Annotated in this window: 13 protein-coding genes and 12 pseudogenes; 17 read left to right on the forward strand and 8 right to left on the reverse strand. The window is 49.6% G+C overall.

Annotated elements, in window-relative coordinates; translation table 11 throughout:
• Positions 1-64: 64 nt before the first annotated feature.
• The 4 genes and pseudogenes from L085_RS24670 to L085_RS13430 all read left to right on the forward strand — a co-directional run.
• Positions 65-317 (forward strand): annotated as a pseudogene (locus L085_RS24670) (transposase domain-containing protein); the annotation flags it as partial.
• 427 nt (positions 318-744) lie between these two features.
• Positions 745-1,323: a tyrosine-type DNA invertase gene (locus tag L085_RS24190; protein ID WP_049870669.1), complete on the forward strand. Its 579-nt coding sequence runs from the start codon at positions 745-747 to the stop codon at positions 1,321-1,323.
• Between the two features lie 522 nt (positions 1,324-1,845).
• A complete protein-coding gene (locus L085_RS24195) occupies positions 1,846-2,400 on the forward strand; it encodes a tyrosine-type DNA invertase (RefSeq protein WP_049870670.1) in 555 nt (184 codons plus the stop codon).
• 1,100 nt (positions 2,401-3,500) lie between these two features.
• Positions 3,501-4,514 (forward strand): annotated as a pseudogene (locus L085_RS13430) (inverse autotransporter beta domain-containing protein); the annotation flags it as partial.
• 114 nt (positions 4,515-4,628) lie between these two features.
• On the opposite strand, the pseudogene L085_RS25735 reads toward L085_RS13430, so the two are convergent.
• Positions 4,629-4,706, reverse strand: a pseudogene (locus L085_RS25735) (hypothetical protein); the annotation flags it as partial.
• A 263-nt stretch (positions 4,707-4,969) separates the two neighbouring features.
• Here L085_RS25735 and L085_RS13435 point away from each other — a divergent pair.
• From L085_RS13435 to L085_RS25350, 5 genes and pseudogenes are all read left to right on the forward strand, one after another.
• Positions 4,970-5,671: an RraA family protein gene (locus L085_RS13435; protein WP_044030961.1), complete on the forward strand. Its 702-nt coding sequence runs from the start codon at positions 4,970-4,972 to the stop codon at positions 5,669-5,671.
• A 26-nt stretch (positions 5,672-5,697) separates the two neighbouring features.
• On the forward strand, positions 5,698-6,228 hold the full coding sequence (locus L085_RS13440) for a prephenate dehydratase domain-containing protein (RefSeq protein ID WP_044030962.1): 531 nt from the start codon (positions 5,698-5,700) through the stop codon (positions 6,226-6,228).
• Between the two features lie 51 nt (positions 6,229-6,279).
• Positions 6,280-6,678: a cupin domain-containing protein gene (locus L085_RS13445; protein WP_043143328.1), complete on the forward strand. Its 399-nt coding sequence runs from the start codon at positions 6,280-6,282 to the stop codon at positions 6,676-6,678.
• Positions 6,679-6,766: 88 nt separating this feature from the next.
• Positions 6,767-8,137, forward strand: coding sequence for a 3-deoxy-7-phosphoheptulonate synthase class II (locus tag L085_RS13450; protein ID WP_226988536.1), 1,371 nt, complete (start codon positions 6,767-6,769; stop codon positions 8,135-8,137).
• Between the two features lie 321 nt (positions 8,138-8,458).
• Positions 8,459-8,657 (forward strand): annotated as a pseudogene (locus tag L085_RS25350) (Rpn family recombination-promoting nuclease/putative transposase); the annotation flags it as partial.
• 393 nt (positions 8,658-9,050) lie between these two features.
• On the opposite strand, the pseudogene L085_RS13455 reads toward L085_RS25350, so the two are convergent.
• The 4 genes and pseudogenes from L085_RS13455 to tnpB (L085_RS25740) form a co-directional block, all read right to left on the reverse strand.
• Positions 9,051-10,130 (reverse strand): annotated as a pseudogene (locus L085_RS13455) (HlyD family secretion protein); the annotation flags it as partial.
• A 199-nt stretch (positions 10,131-10,329) separates the two neighbouring features.
• Complete coding sequence (locus tag L085_RS25355; RefSeq protein WP_071841629.1) at positions 10,330-10,572, reverse strand: hypothetical protein; 243 nt, start codon at positions 10,570-10,572, stop codon at positions 10,330-10,332.
• A gap of 88 nt (positions 10,573-10,660) precedes the next feature.
• Positions 10,661-11,783: pseudogene (locus tag L085_RS13460) on the reverse strand (IS66 family transposase); the annotation flags it as partial.
• A gap of 19 nt (positions 11,784-11,802) precedes the next feature.
• Positions 11,803-11,991, reverse strand: a pseudogene (tnpB, locus tag L085_RS25740) (IS66 family insertion sequence element accessory protein TnpB); the annotation flags it as partial.
• 6 nt (positions 11,992-11,997) lie between these two features.
• Between tnpB (L085_RS25740) and L085_RS25545 the strand changes: the two are divergent.
• The 6 genes and pseudogenes from L085_RS25545 to L085_RS13480 form a co-directional block, all read left to right on the forward strand.
• Positions 11,998-12,138: pseudogene (locus L085_RS25545) on the forward strand (DinI-like family protein); the annotation flags it as partial.
• A 381-nt stretch (positions 12,139-12,519) separates the two neighbouring features.
• Positions 12,520-14,103, forward strand: a complete 1,584-nt coding sequence (locus L085_RS25745) for a hypothetical protein (RefSeq protein WP_226988537.1) — start codon at positions 12,520-12,522, stop codon at positions 14,101-14,103.
• 109 nt (positions 14,104-14,212) lie between these two features.
• Positions 14,213-14,439, forward strand: a pseudogene (gene tnpB, locus L085_RS13470) (IS66 family insertion sequence element accessory protein TnpB); the annotation flags it as partial.
• 30 nt (positions 14,440-14,469) lie between these two features.
• Positions 14,470-15,131: pseudogene (locus L085_RS13475) on the forward strand (transposase); the annotation flags it as partial.
• Positions 15,129-15,295, forward strand: a pseudogene (locus L085_RS25870) (ISL3 family transposase); the annotation flags it as partial. The pseudogenes L085_RS13475 and L085_RS25870, both read left to right, overlap by 3 nt.
• A gap of 180 nt (positions 15,296-15,475) precedes the next feature.
• Positions 15,476-16,171 carry an IS6 family transposase gene (locus L085_RS13480; protein WP_044030964.1) on the forward strand — a complete coding sequence of 232 codons (696 nt, stop codon included), beginning with the start codon at positions 15,476-15,478 and terminating at the stop codon, positions 16,169-16,171.
• Positions 16,172-16,492: 321 nt separating this feature from the next.
• On the opposite strand, the gene L085_RS13485 is transcribed toward L085_RS13480, so the two are convergent.
• Entirely contained in the window at positions 16,493-16,954 is a 462-nt protein-coding gene (locus tag L085_RS13485; protein ID WP_044030965.1) for an Lrp/AsnC family transcriptional regulator, read from the reverse strand.
• Between the two features lie 115 nt (positions 16,955-17,069).
• On the opposite strand from L085_RS13485, the gene L085_RS24695 reads away from it, so the two are divergent.
• Positions 17,070-18,017 carry a DMT family transporter gene (locus L085_RS24695; protein WP_071841631.1) on the forward strand — a complete coding sequence of 316 codons (948 nt, stop codon included), beginning with the start codon at positions 17,070-17,072 and terminating at the stop codon, positions 18,015-18,017.
• Between the two features lie 217 nt (positions 18,018-18,234).
• Positions 18,235-18,339 (forward strand): annotated as a pseudogene (locus tag L085_RS25365) (transposase zinc-binding domain-containing protein); the annotation flags it as partial.
• A gap of 264 nt (positions 18,340-18,603) precedes the next feature.
• Here the strand turns inward: L085_RS25365 and L085_RS13495 are convergent.
• Complete coding sequence (locus L085_RS13495; protein ID WP_071841632.1) at positions 18,604-19,560, reverse strand: Rieske 2Fe-2S domain-containing protein; 957 nt, start codon at positions 19,558-19,560, stop codon at positions 18,604-18,606.
• A gap of 19 nt (positions 19,561-19,579) precedes the next feature.
• Entirely contained in the window at positions 19,580-20,749 is a 1,170-nt protein-coding gene (locus tag L085_RS13500; protein WP_044030967.1) for a hypothetical protein, read from the reverse strand.
• Between the last annotated feature and the right edge of the window lie 5 nt (positions 20,750-20,754).

The following is a 20,754-nucleotide window of genomic DNA, read 5'->3' on the forward strand; positions in this document are numbered from 1 at the left end:
AAAGATCGCTATAGACGGTTGGATTCCGCGATATAACATAGCCCCTGGTTCTCAATTTCAGGTCATGGAAGATGGTCGGGTGCCAATAGACAACAACCGGACGGAGAACGCGATAAGGTCGGTGGCGGTGCGGCGCAATAATTGGCTTTTTGCTGGCAGTCTGCGCGCCGGTCAGCGGATGGCGACAGCTGGAGACGGCGAAGATGAACGGACTGGAGCCGTTCGCCTGGTTGCGCGATGTGCTGACGCGGCTACCGTCGTGGCCGAACCGTCGGCTGGATGAGTTGTTGCCGTATGCCGGCTACAGCTTGAGTTAACCCCCCGTTGGCCTCTCCCAGAACTACGTGAGAAGGTGCGTTCACGGAATTATAATGATTGTTTATCAGCTACTCATGGCGGGGGATTTAAAGGAGTGTATCGAATTACAATTAAGCATCAAATTTTATTATGGGTAGGTAGCATTGCATTTCTTGCTTCTTTGCCACTCTGGTAATGTATTAGTAATTAAAAATCATGGTGTGATGATTTTGTTGTGATGGCAAAAAGTTTGCGTTAGAAAGACGGATAGGTATGGGGGAAGTTGCTAACTAGCCGTGCAGTGCCGAGAAGTGTTCATTTTTCCTCTCAAGTTTTCGGATTGTGATATGTAGCACATTGTTAATGAGAATATTCCTAGAATATACTGCCGTTAATTTGGAAAAGATATGATAGAGTTCCAGCTCTATTTTTTTTGGTTAAGTATTAATGGCTTTTTTTACTGGGGGCTTTGTGAAAAAAAGAAAGCATTTAACTAATAGTGAAATAGATAAGATACTGAAGGTTAGTCTTAGTGGTCTGTATGGTGCCAGAAACTATTGTTTGGTTTTTCTTGCTTTTACTCATGGGTTTCGAGTAAGTGAACTTTGTTTACTGAGGCTGTCCGATATAGACTTGGAAGAAAAAACAATTTGTGTATATAGGTTAAAGAATGGGCTTTCCACTGTGCATCCATTAAGACAACAAGAAGTAGATATGTTAAGGAGTTGGTTGAAGCTAAGAAGTGAGCTTCGAGGGGCTGAAAGTGATTGGCTATTTACTTCAATGAGAGGGGGGAGGATCTCCAGAAAAAGAGTGTATAGTCTAATAATCACGTTAGGTATTCAGGCGAATATACCCATAAGGATTTATCCTCATATGCTGAGACATTCCTGTGGATTCGCGCTAGCTGATAAAGGGGTTGATACTCGGTTAATCCAGGACTATTTAGGACATCGTAATATCCAACATACGGTGACTTATACTGCGAGCAATTCAGCTCGGTTCCTCAAAATTTGGAAAGATTAGCCACTTAAACCATTTTTCATTTTGATAGTTAGAGGGCTGCTATTGCCCTCATTTTCCTATAGGCTCATCTTGCCATTGAGTATATCGAGCAGAGAAACATTGCAACGAAGGGAAATAAGATGGTAAGGCACTGTGAGTCTTTATGAAATTTAATCCAACGCATTATTCTGATATGTTCTGTGGGGGGGGGGGGCGGGGGCGACAGAACGGTGATCTTAGGCACACGGTTATTCAGGGATTCATACGGTCGCTCGCTGTTGCATGTTGCCAACTAGCTAGCGAACTACCGTTCCTTCTGTAGCAAAGATTGTGGTGGCAAACACATTTGTTGCAACAAGTCATCTATCGAATGAATGTATAATCTTGTTTCAAGATGGGCTTGGTTCATCTTGTTGTCAGGTAAACCAGTTTTTTCGGACTCAGTCAATCAATATATTCTCGTTTTCGATTGCTGCTGTTTACACGTATAGATACGATAACTGGTTTGTATTTAAATTAGGGATGTGAGCATTAGGTGTTGCTATGAAGAAAAGAAAATATTTAACCGGTCATGAAATAGATAAATTACTTAACATCAGTTTGAGTGGCGTGTGGGGTACAAGAGACTATTGTCTAATTTATCTTGCCTTTACACACGGTTTACGCGTGAGTGAGCTTTGTTCATTAAGATTGTCTGATATCGATTTGGAAGCGAAAACAATATATGTATATAGGTTGAAAAATGGATTTTCTACCGTACATCCATTAAGGGATAAAGAGATTGTCATGCTCAGAAAATGGTTGGTAATAAGAGAAAAGATAAATGTATCAGGAAGCGATTTTTTATTTATTTCAATGAAGGGAGGTGGCATATCAAGGAAGAGGGTCTATAGTTTGATGGTCACGTTGGGTGAGCAAGCTGACATTTCCGTCAGGGTACATCCGCATATGTTAAGACATTCCTGCGGGTTTGCTCTGGCAGATCTGGGCATTGACACCCGATTAATTCAAGACTACCTGGGGCATCGTAATATTCAGCATACCGTAACATACACTGCCAGTAATTCAGCGCGTTTCCTCAATATCTGGAAGGATTAATATACATCACGTAATCCTGTGCAGTCCCGTGAGACATTCTGATACAAAATGTCCCGCAACCGGCAAAGCGAACAAAAAAAAATCTGAACGGCCAAATAATGTACCAATTTCAGCCCGCTTTTACCCCAGTTCTGCGCAATGATAGTAGATGAATCTCAAAGGCAACAATAAACAGTTCCCAAACAAATTTACAACATTTGCCCGCATCTCCCCGCAATCCAAAAAAAACACATCAATATCAATGAAATAATAAACACCCTCATCCCGGTGAGACATTTTGTATCAAAATGTCCCGTGCGGTAGCCATGGTATCAGTGCGTCTCATCACATTTCCGGCGCAATCTCATGCGCGGATGCCGATGTTTATATCGGCATCAAGGGGATCGACGCAGGGCACCGTTGTCGGTATGTGATGGAACGGAGAATGGCGGAAAGCGGCATCTGGTCAATTGATTGGCCTGAAGATGCGATCCAAACGGCGACTCGCCTGCCGTCAGGACGAATGTGGCTGCGAGGGCGTCTGCCATCGTTACCGATTACCGACGGTACGGCGGATGGGTTACCCACGGCGCCTCACCTTGTCGGATGCTTCAGATTATGACCAGACGGTTCACGCTGTACGCTTACGGGAAGAATGTCAAAAAAATAATATCAAAATGGCGTTCTCGCTGGGGATGGATAATCCGCGATGGGAATATAAAAAACAATGGTGTGACATTTTTACGTTAGGGCGCTCTCTGCCTTTTTAAAGGGGTGTGTTTTTCGTGAACCCCCTTTGTGGTGGTCACGTTTCATTTTTTATTTGTGTGTTTGTGGCGCGCTTTCTGTTTGCGCCTTTGTTGTTATCGTTGCAGGTATTTTTAAGGAGGGGCATAGCATCAGTGTGAGCGTTTTTTTGTTTTTTCTATTTCCTATTTCCTATGCACAGCATTAGCCGCGTATCTGTAGATATCAGACGGTTTCCTGGTGCGTCATGCTGACGCGTTTTGGGCGCTGAGGCGGTTATTGCCCCAAGGTGTTTAATTAAGTGTTGAGAGTTTTTCGTTATGGAAAATAAACCCATTTCCTCTGGGAAGAGGCTTCGGCGGGTATCCCCTGCCATGGCATGTCTGTCCTGGTTAAATATCGGCGTGCAGTTTGCCCTGCCGATATCGGCGGCGTTTACGCCGGCTATTGCCGCACAGGTCAATAAACCGGCGTTTTTGCCGGCCGGTGGGGCAGTGGCCACCCTGGCAACACGCCCTTATACCCTGGCCCCCGGCGAGACCGTCAATACGGTTGCGGCGCGTTATCACATGACGCCAGATGCGCTGCGCAAGCTCAATCAGTTCCGCAGTTTTGCCCGTGGCTGGGCGCAGTTGCGCCCGGGTGACGAGCTGGATGTGCCCTCGGCGCCCTTGCCGAAGGTCGTGTGGGAGGGCGGCGTGAAGGTCGCTTCAGCGCCGGCGTCAGAGGATACCCAGACCCAGCGCGCGGCCGGGCTGGCCTCGCGGGTCGGCGGATTTCTGGGGAGCAACCCGAACGGCGAGGCCGCCTCGTCGTTGGCACGTGGAATGGCCACCGGGGCGGTCGGGGGAGAGATACAGCAATGGCTGAATCAGTTCGGTACTGCCCGGGTGCAGCTGGATGCGGACAAGCAGTTTTCTCTCAAGAATTCCCGGCTTGACCTGCTGGTTCCCCTGCATGAGCAAAAGGACCGGCTGGTATTTACCCAGGGCAGTGTGCACCGTACCGACGAGCGGACCCAGGTCAACCTGGGGATGGGGTATCGCTGGTTTGCCGACGGCTGGATGCTGGGGGGGAACACGTTTCTCGATCACGATATTTCCCGTTCCCATACCCGTATGGGGGTGGGCGTGGAGTATTGGCGTGATTTCCTGAAGCTGGGCGCCAACAGTTACACGCGGCTGAGCGGCTGGAAGGACTCGCCGGATGTGACGGACTACGAGGAGCGGCCGGCGAACGGCTGGGACGTTCGGGCGCAGGCCTGGGTGCCGGCGTTGCCGCAGCTGGGCGGCAAGCTGACGTACGAACAGTATTACGGCAACGAGGTGGGCCTGTTCGGCAAGGACAACCGGCAGCGTGACCCGCATGCCATCACGGCCGGGGTGAACTACACCCCGGTAGGCCGTCGCGGGCAGTGGGCTCACTTTGGAGTGAGTGGGGGGATCTGGCTCGCTTCGGTTTTAAGAACGGCGGCATCTGGACGTCTGAGCAGGGCGTCGACGGGTGGAAAGATGTCGGCCCTTTTTGTTGGTGGTGCGAAACTTAAGTGCAGCGACCAGTTCACAGTAACGCTCCATATCCTTGCGGGGAAATCAGATTGCAATAACGACATGGTGTTTTTTTATAATATGCAATTGGTTGATTTAATTTATTTAAACTCAACCCATCCATTCAAATGATAAATATTTCATAATCGTACATTGACTAAAATCATGATCACTTCTATTCCTTTCTAAGGAACTTTGGCTATTCACATGGAGGGAACCTAATTTTCAGTTGTAATGCTGTGCGATTGAAAAACTTTAACCGCAGCTGCGTTATTTTAAATACGGGGTCATAAATTATGTCATTTGAAATGATATCACCTCAGTTACTGGCAGAGTTTAAAGCAAGAAAAATAAGCAGTTCTACAGTTATTGATATTCTTGACGGTCTGCAGGCCGGCAATGCGTTGACACCAAAAATACAAGCAATCAATGCGCCCGATCATTATTTTGCCGCCCAGGCTTATACCGTCAGTTGGAAAATGGTGCGTAAAAGCAGTGACATCATGCAAGCACAGCCCGCTACTTGGTCGCAGGTCAGTCGCTTTTTGGTGCCTGAGCTGCACAGCGGAGCGGGCCTGGTCTACGTTGCCGGAGCCGGGCCGGTGCTGACTCATGCCGCGCTGGCCGGTGGCATGAGCTGCACCTACTTCGAACAGTTAGGCTTTGCCGGTGTTATTCTGGGCGGTGCAGTGCGCGATCTGCGCGAACTTAAGCAGCTGTCAATGCCGGTAATCGCCAGCAACCCTATTCCCACCGATACCCAGGGCGCTTACTGGGTGGCGGAAACCGGCACCCAGTGCCAGATAGAACAGGTAACTGTGCAAAGCGGCGATTTGATGGTTTCGGACACCAACGGCACAGTAGTGGTGCCGCAGGCGCTGACAGCGCAACTTCTTCAACAGGCGCTATCTATCGACAGCACGGAAAACGCCATGCTGGAAAAAATCAGACAGGGCGCACGCCTGCCCGAGCTGATTAATACCACTGGTAGAATTTAATCCTTCCATTATTAACGAGATAAATCATGATAACTGTCCATACGCTGGGACCGGCAGGCACCAATTGCGAAAAAGCGGCGCACCTGTGGTTGAAAAATAACAGTCATCGCGGCAAGGTTAAATTACATCAGACGCTTGAGGATGCGGCTAAATACATGAATAAAACCGATGCCGACGATGTTTTATTGGGCTGCATCGTTTATCCGGAACTTCACCATCTGGTGTTCAAAAACCTCAGTAATTTAAAGTTAATAGATTGCTTTGTCATGGATACCCATAATATGGTTTTCGCCGGTAAGAAACCGAACCCAGACGAAATTAGAACCGTGGGCTCTCACCCTGCACCGCAGGATTTAATTCACCAGGTGCCGGGCATCAATAAACAACTGTCCATCAGGTTATTTAACTCCAACAGCGAAGCGGCGCGTCAATGTGCGGCAGATGCGGTAGACGCCTGCATTTCCACCGATATATCCGCTCTCCGCTGTGGCTTGACCATATTGGTCGATTTTGGCCCAGTGCCGATGGGGTTTTCCATCCACGCTAAAATCGCCTGATTCAAGCAACGCCCCCATTAACGTCAACAGACCAAGAAGGCAGGTATCCCTATGAGCTTACATTTAAGCAGTGAAATGGTTCCCTACGATATGGATCTACAGCGTCCGGAAGGGACCGAAAGCAAAATCACCGCCAGATTTGTGCATGGCATGGGTTTTACCCTGGCGTTTTGGCAATTCAAAGGTGGCACCAAAATTCCTGAACACAAACACGTGCACGAAACGGCCACCATTATCTTGCAAGGCGCACTGCGCCTGACCGTCGATGGTCGGACGGTCTATTTGCATGCTGGCGACACCTTCATTATTCCCTCCTGGGCGGTCCACCATGCCGAAGCGTTGGAGGATTCTGAGGTACTGGATGTTTATACGCCAGTGCGTGAGGATTATGTGGCCCGGCAAAACGGCGCCACCGAAACCTACCTGACCCAATCACAGCGTGCCGATTAACGGTGAGCAATAAACGCAGCCCACGTCGGTCTGCGTTTCGCTGTTCCTTCTGTGAGTGAGCATCATGATATTCATCCATGATATTGACGTGCTGACCGGTGAGTTTTACCGGGAGCGAGAATTATCCTGTAGTAATCCCCCTGCGCAGCATGAGGACTGGTCGCCCGCGTCATGGCGGCGTTTTCCCGCTAAACAGCAGCCGGTTTATCCCGATGCCTGTGCACTGCAATACTACGAGAAACAACTGCAACAGAGCCCGCCATTAGTATTGGCCGCCGAAATTCGTCACTGTCAGCAGCAGCTTGCCCAGGTCGCCGAAGGCCACGCAGTCCTGCTGCAGGGCGGTGACTGCGCCGAGTCTTTCGCCGATTGCCAGACTACCTCGGTGCGCGATCACGTCTTGACCATGGAGCAAATGGCGGCGTTGATTCATCAGGCTACCGGGCTGCCGGTTCTGAGAATCGGCCGCATCGCCGGACAGTTCGCTAAACCGCGCAGCCAGCCGGAAGAAACCGTTGGCGAGCTCACCCTGCCCAGCTTCCGCGGCGAGATTATCAATGGCCGCGAATTTAGCGCCTACGGCCGCACGCCGGATCCACAACGCATGCTGCGAGCCTATCACCACTCGGCCTCAACTCTGAATCTGTTGCGCGCACTGGATAACTTAGTCTTTTCGTTTTACACCGTGCAGCAGCAGGAGAGCCCTCACCCCGGCGTGACCGAGCAATACTACCGCACGCTGCGCGCGCAACTGCAGGACTGCTACCGCAGCGTCAACGATCAGCCGCCGCGCCTGCCACTGTTTACCAGTCACGAAGCACTGCTGCTCAATTATGAGGAATCCTTAACCCGGCGGGATCTTGCCCACGGCGGTTGGTATAATTGTTCGGCACACATGCTGTGGTTGGGGGAACGCACTGGTGATACCGATTTCGCTCATGTCGAATACCTGCGCGGCATTGCCAACTCCATCGGCATCAAATGCGGCCCGGCGATGACCCAGGCCAGGCTGCTTTGCCTGCTGAAACGGTTAGACCCGCAGGGCACACCGGGGAAAATCGTGCTGATCGCCCGCATGGGCCTTACGCAGATCGACGCAAAGCTTCCCACACTGATCCAGGCAGTTAAGGCCTCCGGTCATCCGGTGATTTGGTTAGTCGATCCAATGCACGGCAATACCTGCACTACGGACTCCGGCCACAAAACCCGCGCCTTCGCCACCATAGTGGCGGAAACGCTGGCGTTTACCGCCATTATGCATCGGCACGGTGTCCACCCCGGGGGACTGCATGTTGAAATGACCGGCCTGGAAGTGACCGAATGCACAGGCGGGGTGCAGCAAATCAACGAGCGAGATTTATCCCACCGTTATTACACCACCTGTGATCCACGCCTCAACCGGACGCAGGCGCTGGAGTTGGCTTTTTTGCTGGGCCAGGCCTGGCATAGTACAGCCTAAAGCTCCGCTCCACCACAGTGTTACCCCGCACCTTGACAAGCCTTCCAGGGGGCTGTTGTGATTGAGGTTTTCAGATGCAGTTATTGCGAGTTAGTGAGAATGGAATGCAGGTCGATACGGATAAATGCAGGTTCATTTACAGCTAATGTGAGTCGGGTACCATTTTCAGTTGCAGTTAATCTGGGCTGGAAATCGAGGGTAAATGCAGGTCAAGCCGATTTCAAATGCAGGTCACTACACATAGTGAGCCGGTGGCCGAACATGCTACGATAGCCTCATGAAAAAAATCCAACGCCCCATGATGCCACTTTCCGGCAATTTCTGACCCAACCTGAAATAGCCCGCGACTTCATGGAGATACATTTGCCGCGAACTGCAGACCATCTGTGATCTCAACACGCTGAAGCTGGAGTTCGGCTCCTTTGTTGAAGATGACCTGCGCCAGTATCTCAGCGACATGCTCTACAGCCTGAAAACCACCGACGGCGCTGACGGTTACGTGATGGTACTTATCGAGCACTTATGCGGTGCACCACATAAGTGCTTTATGAAAAGCGATTGATTATGTGAAGTGCACAAAATCCTACACAAAGGCAGCGAGATCTTCCGTTTTGAACACACCGCATAAAAAAATACTGCAAAAGAGAACAAACTGGTGATTCCTTAATGACGAGGTAATAAGGAGATCACTATGTTGAATCAGCTTTTTTCTAATCTCGACGTTCTAAAAAGGCTTACTGCAAGTTCATTGGGTTCATTAGTTCAATCTTATGCAAGGTTCCTTCATGCAAATAAATTCAGTCCATCCACAATGCAAAACAGGATCCGGGGCTCAGATCACTATTTGGTGGGAACAACTTTGTCGAAGGTGTCAGAAAATCGCCAGACGGTACACGGCATACGCTTACCCTTAAGGCACGGCGGCGGTCAGAGACGCTTTGGGCGCTCCCTGGTAGTGGTAGGTCAGGATTTTCTGTGGTGAGGCAGGGGCTTTGGAGATGACGGACACCGTACCGGCAAACTGGCCGAATTTTTCCGCCGGAAAGGCGTCATAACGCACATTGACCTTGTCACCGGTTGCTATGTAAGGGATGGCGTCGTTGGGCACCCACAGCACCAGGGCGTAGTGATCGATGTTGTGGGGGATCACTTGCAGCAGGCTGTCGCCAACGTTGAGCACCTGACCAACCGTGACGCTGAGCGAATCGATGCGGCCGTCGGCCAGCGCGCTAACGATGATCGCTCCACCGGCATCGATGTTGATCCGTTCCTTCTGCAGCTTGTAGCGCTGCCGCTCCACCTGGTAAATCTGGTTGTCAAATTCGGCGGCCTGGATATGGATCTGGCTTTCCAGCGCTGTGATCTGCAATGCATTCTGTTCGTTCTGGCCTGACAGGTCCAGCAGGTTGTTCTGCTGTTGATAATACAGCGCCACCTGGTTGGTGAGCTGATCCTTGTTGATCAGCCCTTTGGTTTGATAGTGCCGGTAACTCTCCATATTTTCCTTCATGATGCGTATCCCTTCCTGGGCACGCCGGAGGGTGTCGGTGGAGCGGGTAAAGGCGGCGGTATAATGCGCCTTCTGTTTTTCCAACATGGTGAGCGTGGCTTGTTTGCTGCTGTCCAGTCGGCTGATGATTTGCGCAAGGCGTGCTAGCTGGCCATCAATATCCTGCCGCTGGTTATCGCTGACCACTCCGCAGCGGGTACTTTTGCTGACGTCAATCTGGTAAATGGGTGCGCCGGCGGCGATCACCTGCCTTTCGGTGACAAATTGTTTGACCACAACCCCTTGGACGGCGGAATAGACGTTGGCAGCACGGGGATAGGTGCTGATCTCGCTGGTCACATTGACTCGCCGGGTATAGGTACCGGCGATTACGAAGATAAGAAAGGCAATGAGAAAAAACAGGCAGAGCCCTGTCGTGAGCCAAAAGGGAATGCAGGGTAACAGCAATGCCTCACAGCGCCATTTCAAGTTCTGGTTATCGATCGCTTCTGGCGAAACACCGTTAAAAAGAAGGGGGGGGGGGGATAGAGTCCAGCCTCATTATGCCATCACAACTCGTTAAACACCAGCGTTACGGTGAGTGGGGAGGGGATAGATTGTTGGACATAGATGAAACATCTATCCTTGCTGTTTTTTTATCGGCGATAATAAAGCTCTTATCTCCCGGTTATGTTCAGCCAATTTATTTTAGAATGGCTGACAACACTGAACTGAACGCAGCTCCGGTAGTAAAGGCGTGTTCTGTCGCTATTTCTTCATTTTTTATATCTGCGAATCTTTTAAGTGCCATGCTGGCATCAGATGCGTCTATTTCTTCAGGTTGTTGTTCATAGCCTTGCCCAACAAGCAAAGAAGCGCTTTCAGTGTCTGATTTATTAACTGAGGTTCGGTGATGATCTTTTCTGAATAAAATGAACTCAGACATGAGTTACCTCCCACGGTGATGGCCTGTAAATATTCGCTCAAATATTTATACCATGGCTTAACCAGATAGGCGATCAGTCGGTCTTTCAACTGCCGCGGCTCTCAGACTCGATAGCGTACAGCGCCCCGATACGACGGAGCGTTTCTGCCGTTACTGTTGTTGGATGGCGGACATGTACATCGTGGATCTTGCGTCGGGCATGTGCCATACAGGCCGTTTCGGTTACCCGCCCGCTTTCGTAAAGAGCATTGTAACCCGCATAGGCATCGGCCTGCAGGATACCGCTGTAGTCCGCCAGATGTTGCTGCGGGTGGATACCTTTGCGGTCTGGAGAGTATGAGAACCACACATCAGCCGGCATGGTCGAACCGGCGTTGCGATCGTCACGAACAGAGACCCACAGCCGCCCGGTACGGGTTTTACCCTGACCGGGCTCCAGAACATTCACCGGCGTGTCGTCGGCATGCACTTTACCCGGCATCAGCACATAGTGGTTAAGCTCATCGTACAGCGGACGAAGCTGCTCTCCCATGATGTCAACCCAGCGTCCCATTGTATTACGGCTCAGTTCCACGCCCTGCCGGGCGTAGATTTCAGCTTGGCGGTACAGTGGCAGATGTTCGGCGAACTTCGCCATGATGATACGGGCCAGCAGGCCCGGACCGGCGTAACTGCGCTCGATGGGTTTCGGTGGCAGTGGCAGTGGTGCCTGCACGATACCGTCACACCGGCTGCAGGCCAGTTTCGGGCGAACCGTTTCGATGACCCTGAACGCAGTGTTGATGATATCAAGCTGTTCGGAGAGGCTTTCCCCCAGCGGTTTCAGTTTGCCGCAGCAGACAGGACATTCAGTTTCATCCGGGGAGATAACCTGTCTGTCACGGGGAAGTGTTGCCGGAAGCGCTTTGCGCGTTGGTGAGTCTGATGCTTTCGGCACCGTATCTCCGGCCATTGAGGTGAGTTGCGACTGTGCTTCACCAAGCCTGTCCTGAAGCTCGGTTATGCGCTTTTCAGCCTGCGCGATCTTCTTTTCTATTTTCTTCGCTGCTGCGGCCGAACAGCATTCTCTGCAGTTTAGTGACCAGTGCCCTTAGTGAGTCTATCTCGCGGGCGTAGCCGGTTATTTCTCCGGAGAGACGAACGATAACCGCCTGTTGGGCGACCAGCAGGGCCTTCAGTTGCGCGACGTCGTCGGGAAGCTCGTTGTTCATTCACCTGTTTTATCACGGGTTATATCCGTATACCAGGCCGTTCCGTCCGTTTTGGATATTGCCATGCGATACCCTCCTGCAGCATGGACTACTGGGCGGGCGTCAGATGTACTTTCCCTTCGCGGGTCACCGGCCACACGAAACGGCCTCGTTCGAGGCGTTTGGCGAACAGGCACAGCCCGTCGCGATCGGCCCACAGGATTTTCACCATTAGTTTACTGATACTGAAACTACCGTTCGTCTAGCAGGCATAGATAGCTTATCAGTGCGTAACGGCACGCCGGCCGACAGGAAGTTGATAGAAGAAGTACTGCAGGAGACATGGGAAAGTGCGGATGATTGGTTTCAGTCATGACCGAGAATCAAACCTAGAAAGTAAGAAGTCCTTGACAACCAGGGGGGGGCACACAGACTTATGCAAAAACATCGTTTCCACTAGCCTTTAGTGTTAATGGGAGTCTGCGTTTATCACTCATTGAGGTAAGCTCTAATACAGGATATAAAATGTGTCCGTAGTTACAGCAATAAATTCACTGCCGAACAAGACATTCCGATGACGACAGTTCGTGATTTTATTTCACAATTCCGCGTTAAATATTTTATTTTGATTGGCGTTATATACTGTATCTTATTTCCAGAGTAGGTGGCTGGGCGAAGCTTGCCCCTCTTACTCCACAATTCTACCTCACCCAACAGCCGCGCTGTCGGCTTTATTTTAAATAACATGGAGAAGTTAATGATGTTAACAAACTCAACCTGGATGCAAGAAAGTCTGGATAAAATTGGCGACAGAACACTCCGACAACTATGCATACCTGGCACACATGATTCTGGAATGGGCGTATTTACGCCAGGTACCCCTTTCGCATCCCCCTGCAATACAGTAACACAAACGTCGCTTGTGCTCGGGCAGTTACAACTTGGAGCGAGATATTTTGATATCCGCCCTGTGGTCAGTGCTGGGCAGTATTATACCGGACATTATACCAAACTGAGTTTGGTTGGTTTAAGTAGTTGGCAAGGGGCAAATGGCCAATCCATGGAAGCCATTATCAATGATGTTAATACATTTACCCGCGATAATGCAGAATTAGTTATTCTTCACCTTTCCCATGATTTAGATACTGATGTTGGGAATAGTAAATACGCGCCATTTACCCAAGCTCAGTGGAATGGTTTACTATCTACAATGAAAGAAAGTATTAATAATTTAAAAATACTGTCAACTGATGATTTGACACAGAAAACACTTAATGACTACATTGGTAATGGAGAGCCTGCTGTTATAGTGATAGTTGAACCTTCAGGCGACGCTATAAATATTGACAGCTTTTCAGATTCAGGGTTTTACCTGACAAACAAATTCCCCGTGTATAATGCTTATTCGGAAAGTAACAATGTAGAACAAATGATTACTGACCAGCTGGGAAAGATGCGCGAACAAAAAACCGCACCTAATTCAGCATACTTCTTGTTATCATGGACACTTACCCAATCAGTATCCCAAGTGACAAGCTGTGCAGCGGGACTACCAAACAGCATTATTGACTTAGCTAACGAAGCTAATTCTGTTTTAACTGAACGACTACTTCCAGCATGCAACAACAGCTGTTTTCCCAATATAGTCTATATAGATGCTATAAATCAAAGCCTGGATGCAGTATCACTAGTAATGGAAATTAACGAGTTAGCGATGCGTGAAATACAACCGCCACGCAGCGCCTCTAATCCGCTAATCCTTGTCCATGGCAGAAATGCCGACTCTGGTGTATGGGTTGCGCTTAAGTCATATTTACTAACACAAGGCTACACCGATGACTTGTTATTTGGTTGGAATTATGACAGTTCTCAGTCGGTAAATGAAGTCCTTGCTGGACAGTTTAAAACCTATGTTGCCGACGTGCTCAGTCAGACTGGTGCTGGTAAAGTTGATATCGTTGCTCACTCTTTGGGGTCCTTACTAACACGCTGGTTTATCAAATTTGAGGGGGGTAAAGATTCGGTGCGCCAATGGATTTCGATTGCCGGTCCCAACCATGGCACTCAACTTGGCTGGCTATGTGCACTATGGGATCAGGGCTGTAGGGACATGACGCCGGGTTCTTATGTCATCACGAACCTAAATCAGGATACTGAAACTCCAAATCCAACCCAATATACAACTATCTGGTCCGCTGGTGATGAGCAAATATCCCCCCCAACGAGCACACCACTATCTGGAGCTGATAACATTCAGGTGTCTCAGATGAAACACAACGAACTATTAGCTTCAGAGGAGGTATTTGAACATATATTAAATACCCTAACCACAGAAGAATAATACTGCTATCGTCAAAATAATAAGCCCCGACAGCTTGCAATGGCTCGGGGCTTTCGTATGTTTAACCAGTTCAAGGCTGGCGGTCAACTCTCCATGGTGTTACGCAGGTTTCTCCGGCCATCTGTTTATCTTCCGTGGCCGCAAGGGAGATACTGTTAAAATCCTCTGGGCCGATGCTGATGGTTACCAAACGTCTGGAAGAAGGTCAGTTCATATGGCATGCTGTACGCGACGACAAAATCACCATCACCCGCTCACAGCTGGCGATGCTCCTCAATAAGCTGGACTGGCGTCAGCCAAAAAATAGCACGTCTTAACTCACTGACAATGTTGTAAAAAGAACATGACCGCATTATAAATATGGTCCTGAGTCAGGACTATCTTGCCCGTATCGCTGCGCTGGAAGACGCGCTTCGCCAGAAAGACAGCCGGCTCAGCCTCGTTGCAGAGACTGAGTCGTTCCTGCGTTCGGCGCTGGCCCGCGCAGGAGAGAAAATAGAGAACGAAGAGCGTGAAATAGAGCATCTGCGGGCACAGATAGAAAAACTACGGCGGATGCTGTTCGGTATCCGTTCAGAAAAACTTCGTCAGCAGGTCGAAGAAGCTGAAGCCCTGCTGAAACGGCAGGAGCAGGAAAACGATCGCTACAACGGACGGGAAGACGATCTGCAGGTTTCACGCCAGCTTCGCCAGTCCCGTCACCGTCGACCTCTCCCTGAACATCTTCCCCGTGAGATCCATCGTCTGGAGCCAGCAGAAACCTGCTGCCCGGACTACGGCAGCGATATGAAATACCCCAGCGAAGTCAGTGCGGAGCAGCTGGAACTGGTCCCCAGCGCCCTGAAAGTGATCCGCACGGTCAGGGTGAAAAGGTCTGCACCCGATGTGGCAGTATCGTTGAAGCGTCTGCGCCATCCCGCCCCATCGATCGGGGTATCGCCGGACCGGGTCTGCTGGCCCGTGTGTTAACGGCCAAATACTGCGAACACCTGCCGCTATATCGCCAGTGCGAAATCTTTGCCTGTCAGCGCGTTGCTGCCGGGATGGAAGCCGATGCAACAGCAATACACGAAGCGATAAGCAGCAGATGGAGTAACGGTGTTATCGGGGGCCATGTAAATCGTCTGAAGATGTGTATGGTCGGGCAGGGTTCGAGTTGCTTAGGCGATGGGGGATGTGTCCTCTGGCATGAAAATATCCACCCAGGTTGCGGAAGACCCGTTTGTTACCCGTTGTTGGCACAGGTGGCCAACAAGGCCATCTGCTATCTCTCCGGTGAGCCGGGCATGCTGGTCGCGGTACGTGAGGGGATGGCTCTGCCGCATTAAGGTGTTGTCAGGTAACATGTTGTTTTTTATGATGTTACCTGACCATGTCTTTGAACCGAAATGCCTTCCAGCGACTGCATTATCCTGTCGATATCATCGCCCAGTGTGCGCGCTGGTATCTGGCCTATACCTTGAGCCTGCGTGATCTGGAGGAAATGATGGCTGAGCGTGGGACTGTTGTTGACCATTCCACGTTGCATCGTTGGGTCATCCGCCTGGTGCCGTTACTGGATAAGGCGTTTCGCCGACATAGACGTGCCGTGGGGCGTCGCTGGTGCATGGACGAAACCTATATCAACGTCAGAGGCCAGTATAAATACCTGTGTCGCGTCGTTGACAGCGTGGGGCAGACCATCGATTTCCTGCTTACCGCCAAACGGGATGCGGCCGCAGCGCTGCGTTTCTTTCGTAAGGCCATCCGCCACCACGGCGAGCCCGAAGTGGTGACCATTGATAAAAGCGACGCCAATACCGCTGCCCTGGCCACGCTCAATGCTGGCAACCCCGCAGAGGAAAGCATCACCGTCAGGCAAAGCAAGTATCTGAATAACCTGGTAGAGCAAGATCAGCGCAATATCAAACGCCGGATACGTCAGATGCTGGGATTCAAATCATTTCGCCGAGCACAGACCCAGCAGGCCGGCATCGAGCAGCTCCACATGATACGTAAAGGGCAGCACCAACATTCGCAAAGTGATGGATTGTCACCCGCAGAACAATTGTATCTGTTGGCTGCCTAAATAACCGGCAACGCGATTTCTGCTGACCTGTCGTTGTTAATGTGACGGAGTCCTTTATCTTCAAAAAAACGCTCACAACCTGCCTGCGTCAGTGCATCACGCTGGAGGTCGAGACTGCTGGTCGGCAGTGGAAACCCGTGCGTACCCAATTAGCATGCTATGTATTCCAGTAAGTCATCAGATTTGAGTATAGATGGAAAATGAATACTGGAATGAGAAAGTGCAACCCTGCACCGCAGGTTACAGTGCAGTGCTCACGATCATGGCCTCAGGTCCATAAAACGGTCGTTTTATGGAGACTGACAATTAATAGCGAAACCATTAACCTGGTAATGGAAGTTGAGTGGTGTGTTTTATTTCCTCCATGGAAAAACTGGATGTTACATCACTCAACCCGCTTACTGAACTGACCAGCTTTTTGTAAAAACTATCGTAACCCTTCATATCTGAAACCACTACCTGAAGAAGATAATCATATTCTCCCGTGGTACGGAAAAAAGTCATCACTTCTGGCATACTATTGACCTGCGAAACGAAATGTTTATACCAGTCATGGCTGTGGTTTTGTGTTTTTATCATCACGAAGGCTGTAAGCGACAAGTTAAGCTTATCCTTACTCAACAGAGCAACCCGACCAGTGATGATCCCCTCATCTTCAAGACGTTTTATGCGCTTCCAGCAAGGATTCGGCGTTAAATCGACAGCCGCTGCCAAGTCCTGCAGACACAGTGTACAGTCATGTTGTAACAGCCTGAGCAGCTCCTTATCCTTCTTGTCCAGCATAACCGTCCCTTCTGATGGAGAATATTTTTCTCTAAAAGTATAAAATAACAGTGAAGAAAACAATATTTTTCTCCCGCTAAAAAGTTAAATTAATTTCTTTTACTGGGAGCATCTTATGCGCAGAGTGACGATATTGGTATTATTCCTGCTGGTTTCACTGACCTGGGGGACCACATGGCTGGCTATGCGGATAGCCGCTGAAACTATCCCTCCGGTGTTTGCAACCGGGATGAGGTTTATGTTCGCAGCTCCATTCTTAATCAGCATTGCATGGTTAAGAAAAACACCGCTTCTATTTCCACCCGGACAACGCTTGTTCCAGCTTGTAATTTGTATTTTTTATTTTTCCATTCCTTTTTCATTAATGATTTATGGTGAAACCTATGTCAGCTCCGGGCTTGCCTCCATTATATTTTCAAACATGCCTGTGGCTGTTTTGATGGCATCAGTTTTGTTTTTGAATGAAAAAACAAACTCAATGCAGATTGCGGGTTTAACTATCGCAATAGTTGCACTGGCGGGCATTCTTCTCGAAGAAACGAAAACAAGCACAGAGACCCAATGGCAGGGAATCATTGCGCTTGTTTCAGCCGTAATCATCCATGCCATAATATATACTCAATGCAAGAAAAGAAGCTGTACTGTCTCTGTTATAACGTTTAATGCGCTCCCGTGCTTTCTGGCAGGATTGTTACTTTCTGCGGCAGGATGGTTCTTCGAAAGACCACAGGTGTCAGCCTTCTCAGCACACTCAATATTAGCTACCCTGTATCTCGGAGCTTTTGCCGGGGTTTTTGGAATATTGTGCTACTTTGCACTTCAGCAAAAGGCCAGTGCCTTTCAGGCTTCACTTGTATTCCTTATTTTTCCTCTGATTGCGGTAAGCCTGGAAAGCTATGTATATGGATATGCAATTTCAACTCAATCAATGCTGTTTATTATACCGTTAGTTGCCGGGATATTTCTTACTCTTTTCTCACGGCGAGTGTCTGCAACCAACAAACATCGGGAACGCTCACCACAAACAAATAATGGTATTCATGAGCATACTGAGACTTCCTGAGGATTTAAAGAAAAGGCTTTCGTTTTCAGTTAATATGGGTCGATTGAAATGGAATGCAGGTCGTCGCGGATAAATGCAGGTTCATTTGCAGGTATTGTGGGTCTGAGACTATCGCTGGTTGCAGCTAATGTGGGCTGAATATCAGGGGTAAATGCAGGTTTGGGTATTTATAAACGCGGGTCGCTACACCTAGACCCATACCCGCTTCTTCTGCCAGAGCTGCAAGTCCAAGGCCTGCAGCAGCTGTGGCCTCAAGGCCACCGAGCAATGGATTGCCGTGCAACAGCACATCCTGCCCGACTGCGACTGGCAACAATTAACTGGTGAGGCAACACGATCGGCAAAAGTAATTGTCGTCTAATACTTACATTTCAAAGACTCTGCTCACCAGGCGCATCTCACCCAAGGGCTGGTCAAAGTAGAAGTTTTCCGCCAGCAAGGGCTTGCGAGCAGAGGACTGTCTCCACCGCTTGAGCGACAGGCATCCACATATTGCGAGGGGGAAAACGTGTCTCGTTATTTTGGCCGGGTCAGACACAACCCGCGAGGGGACTGAGAGTGAGATTCCCTCAGGTTACTCAATCAATTAAGGATAAAATTGAGCGCTCCAATGGCGGAAAGTCCCCATCGTGCCCTCACCAGTCAGAAGCTGTGGGTTCTTCACATAATTGCGATGATTCCAGATAGCAAAATCATCGCTAACAACTTTGACAAACCAGCGATGCGCTAAGCCGATAAGCATCGCATGCAACCATTTGCGCAATAACAGGGGTAACGAATCGAAACAGTTTACCCGTAGAACATCACTCCAGCGGAATGTCCAAGACAATGGTGCCGTTTGCGTGCTGAATGCCATTGTTTTCACCTGTACACCTAGCCCCGGGAATTCACTTTCCCCTAAAACGTGGCCGATCCCATAGTTGCGTAATCGCATGTGTAACGGTAAGTTCCGCCATCGCGCAGTCATATTCATTTCCATCATGTGGCCATCGACATGATGCTTCATGACAACCTCGCGAAAGCCATGTACGTGAGTAAAATGCAGCGGATCGGCACTGTTCTCCGCCATATCCTGTGCATAACCACTCAGTTGATAACAACTGGAACTGGGCGGAGAAAAGTCACTTAAATCCAATGCAGGCAATTGCCAACTAGGAGCTTGCCGCTGCTCATCATTCCATACCAACACCATCCCACGAGCTTCATCCATATGGTAAGGTGTCAACTTCATTTTGGGGGTTATACAGTGAGCCGACGCTATACATACACCATCAGGCCCAAAAGCCAAACCGTGAAACGGGCAAGTCAATCGCTCACCCTCCACCAGACCCCCATGCCCTAAATGTGCCCCTAAATGGGGGCAGTAAGGTTCTATCACACGAGCCAAACCTGAGTGGGTACGATACAAAACCAACTCTTTTCCCATAAAAGGTACCGTCAGGACTGCTCCAGGTTTTAGTTCATGACTAAAGCAGGCAGCAAACCAACCACTGGGATAAGGCAGTAATTCACGTTGCTGCAATGAAAACTCATGTTGATGCATTGATCCTCCTGACGGAGACTTAAAGTGGCTTATGAACATAGGGTTCCTGAATCGCGTTAAACTTGCGTCCGGCGCTTCTGGCAAATACCACTCTGTCATTAGGATGGTAATTAACTTTACCGATCTGTCGAGCGGGATCGTAATGCCACCACCAGGCAATGGACGGGATTGGCACAGGCTCAAAGCTAGAGTTTGACGGTCTATCTGCGGGCTCTCCCCCCTCATAACAGGGCCGCTCATCGTCAGCATTAAGAAACCTATAACGTCGATCGCGCCGATGCCATTCAAGAATTCCGGTTTGGTAGTCGATCAGTGTTTCAATGTAATGCACAATGTGCGGTGCCGCATCTTGAAGCAATTTATCTCGTAGCCGTACAAACAGGCTCATAATGCGATCGTGCATGGTATTTAGCCAATGCAGGGCGTCGATAGCGGAATAATTAAATTGGCGTCGAATAGCATCAACCAAATTATGACCACGGCTATCCAGACTGTTACGTAGGCTTTCTTTCGCATAAGAAAATAGCTCATTCTCCCAAACGACCAACGTGGCGGCCATTTCTGTCATCGCGACAATAGGGCGTGACAAATACTCATTCTGGCTAATATCGATACCGGCAACCACATGTCGCAACACTGGGAAAATCATGCCCCCCCCACCGTTCAAGCGCAGGAAGGTACACTCGTCCAACGTAGGGTTCATGCACCCTGCTTTTACCATTTCAGCCAAAAAGTAGCCTTTTTGCGCTTCAACCACACGATTCACTTGCTCGGAGGTAGCATAGAGTTCAAGACGTATCCGTAGCTCCTGCATTGAGAGGCTGTAACGCTCATCTGCGGATACTGGATATTCAGGACACTCCAATGCCCGATTCATTTGCGCCGTGGCCATAATCATGGCCTCCGGTTTTTTGGTTACTGGCCCTTCATCGCACCATTCATCATCATAAGCAAATGCCCAAGCCATCCAATCTGAAGCCAATTGGATCAATTCATCACGCCCTGTAGGGTAGGCTAATGCCGCCAACTCCCCCCAACCCGGCCTCACCATTCTTCGACGTTGAGGTTCATCCCAGTAAAGCTCCCAGTGATCCAACCAGTCGGCGGTAGCCTGATCAAATTGCTCCAGCTTGGGGTGAATTTTATGAGTGAAAGGACAATAAATAGGAGGTAACTTTACTATGGTCATGGGCC

It is taken from the genome of Serratia sp. FS14 (genome assembly GCF_000695995.1).
Classification (GTDB): Bacteria; Pseudomonadota; Gammaproteobacteria; order Enterobacterales; family Enterobacteriaceae; genus Serratia; species Serratia nematodiphila.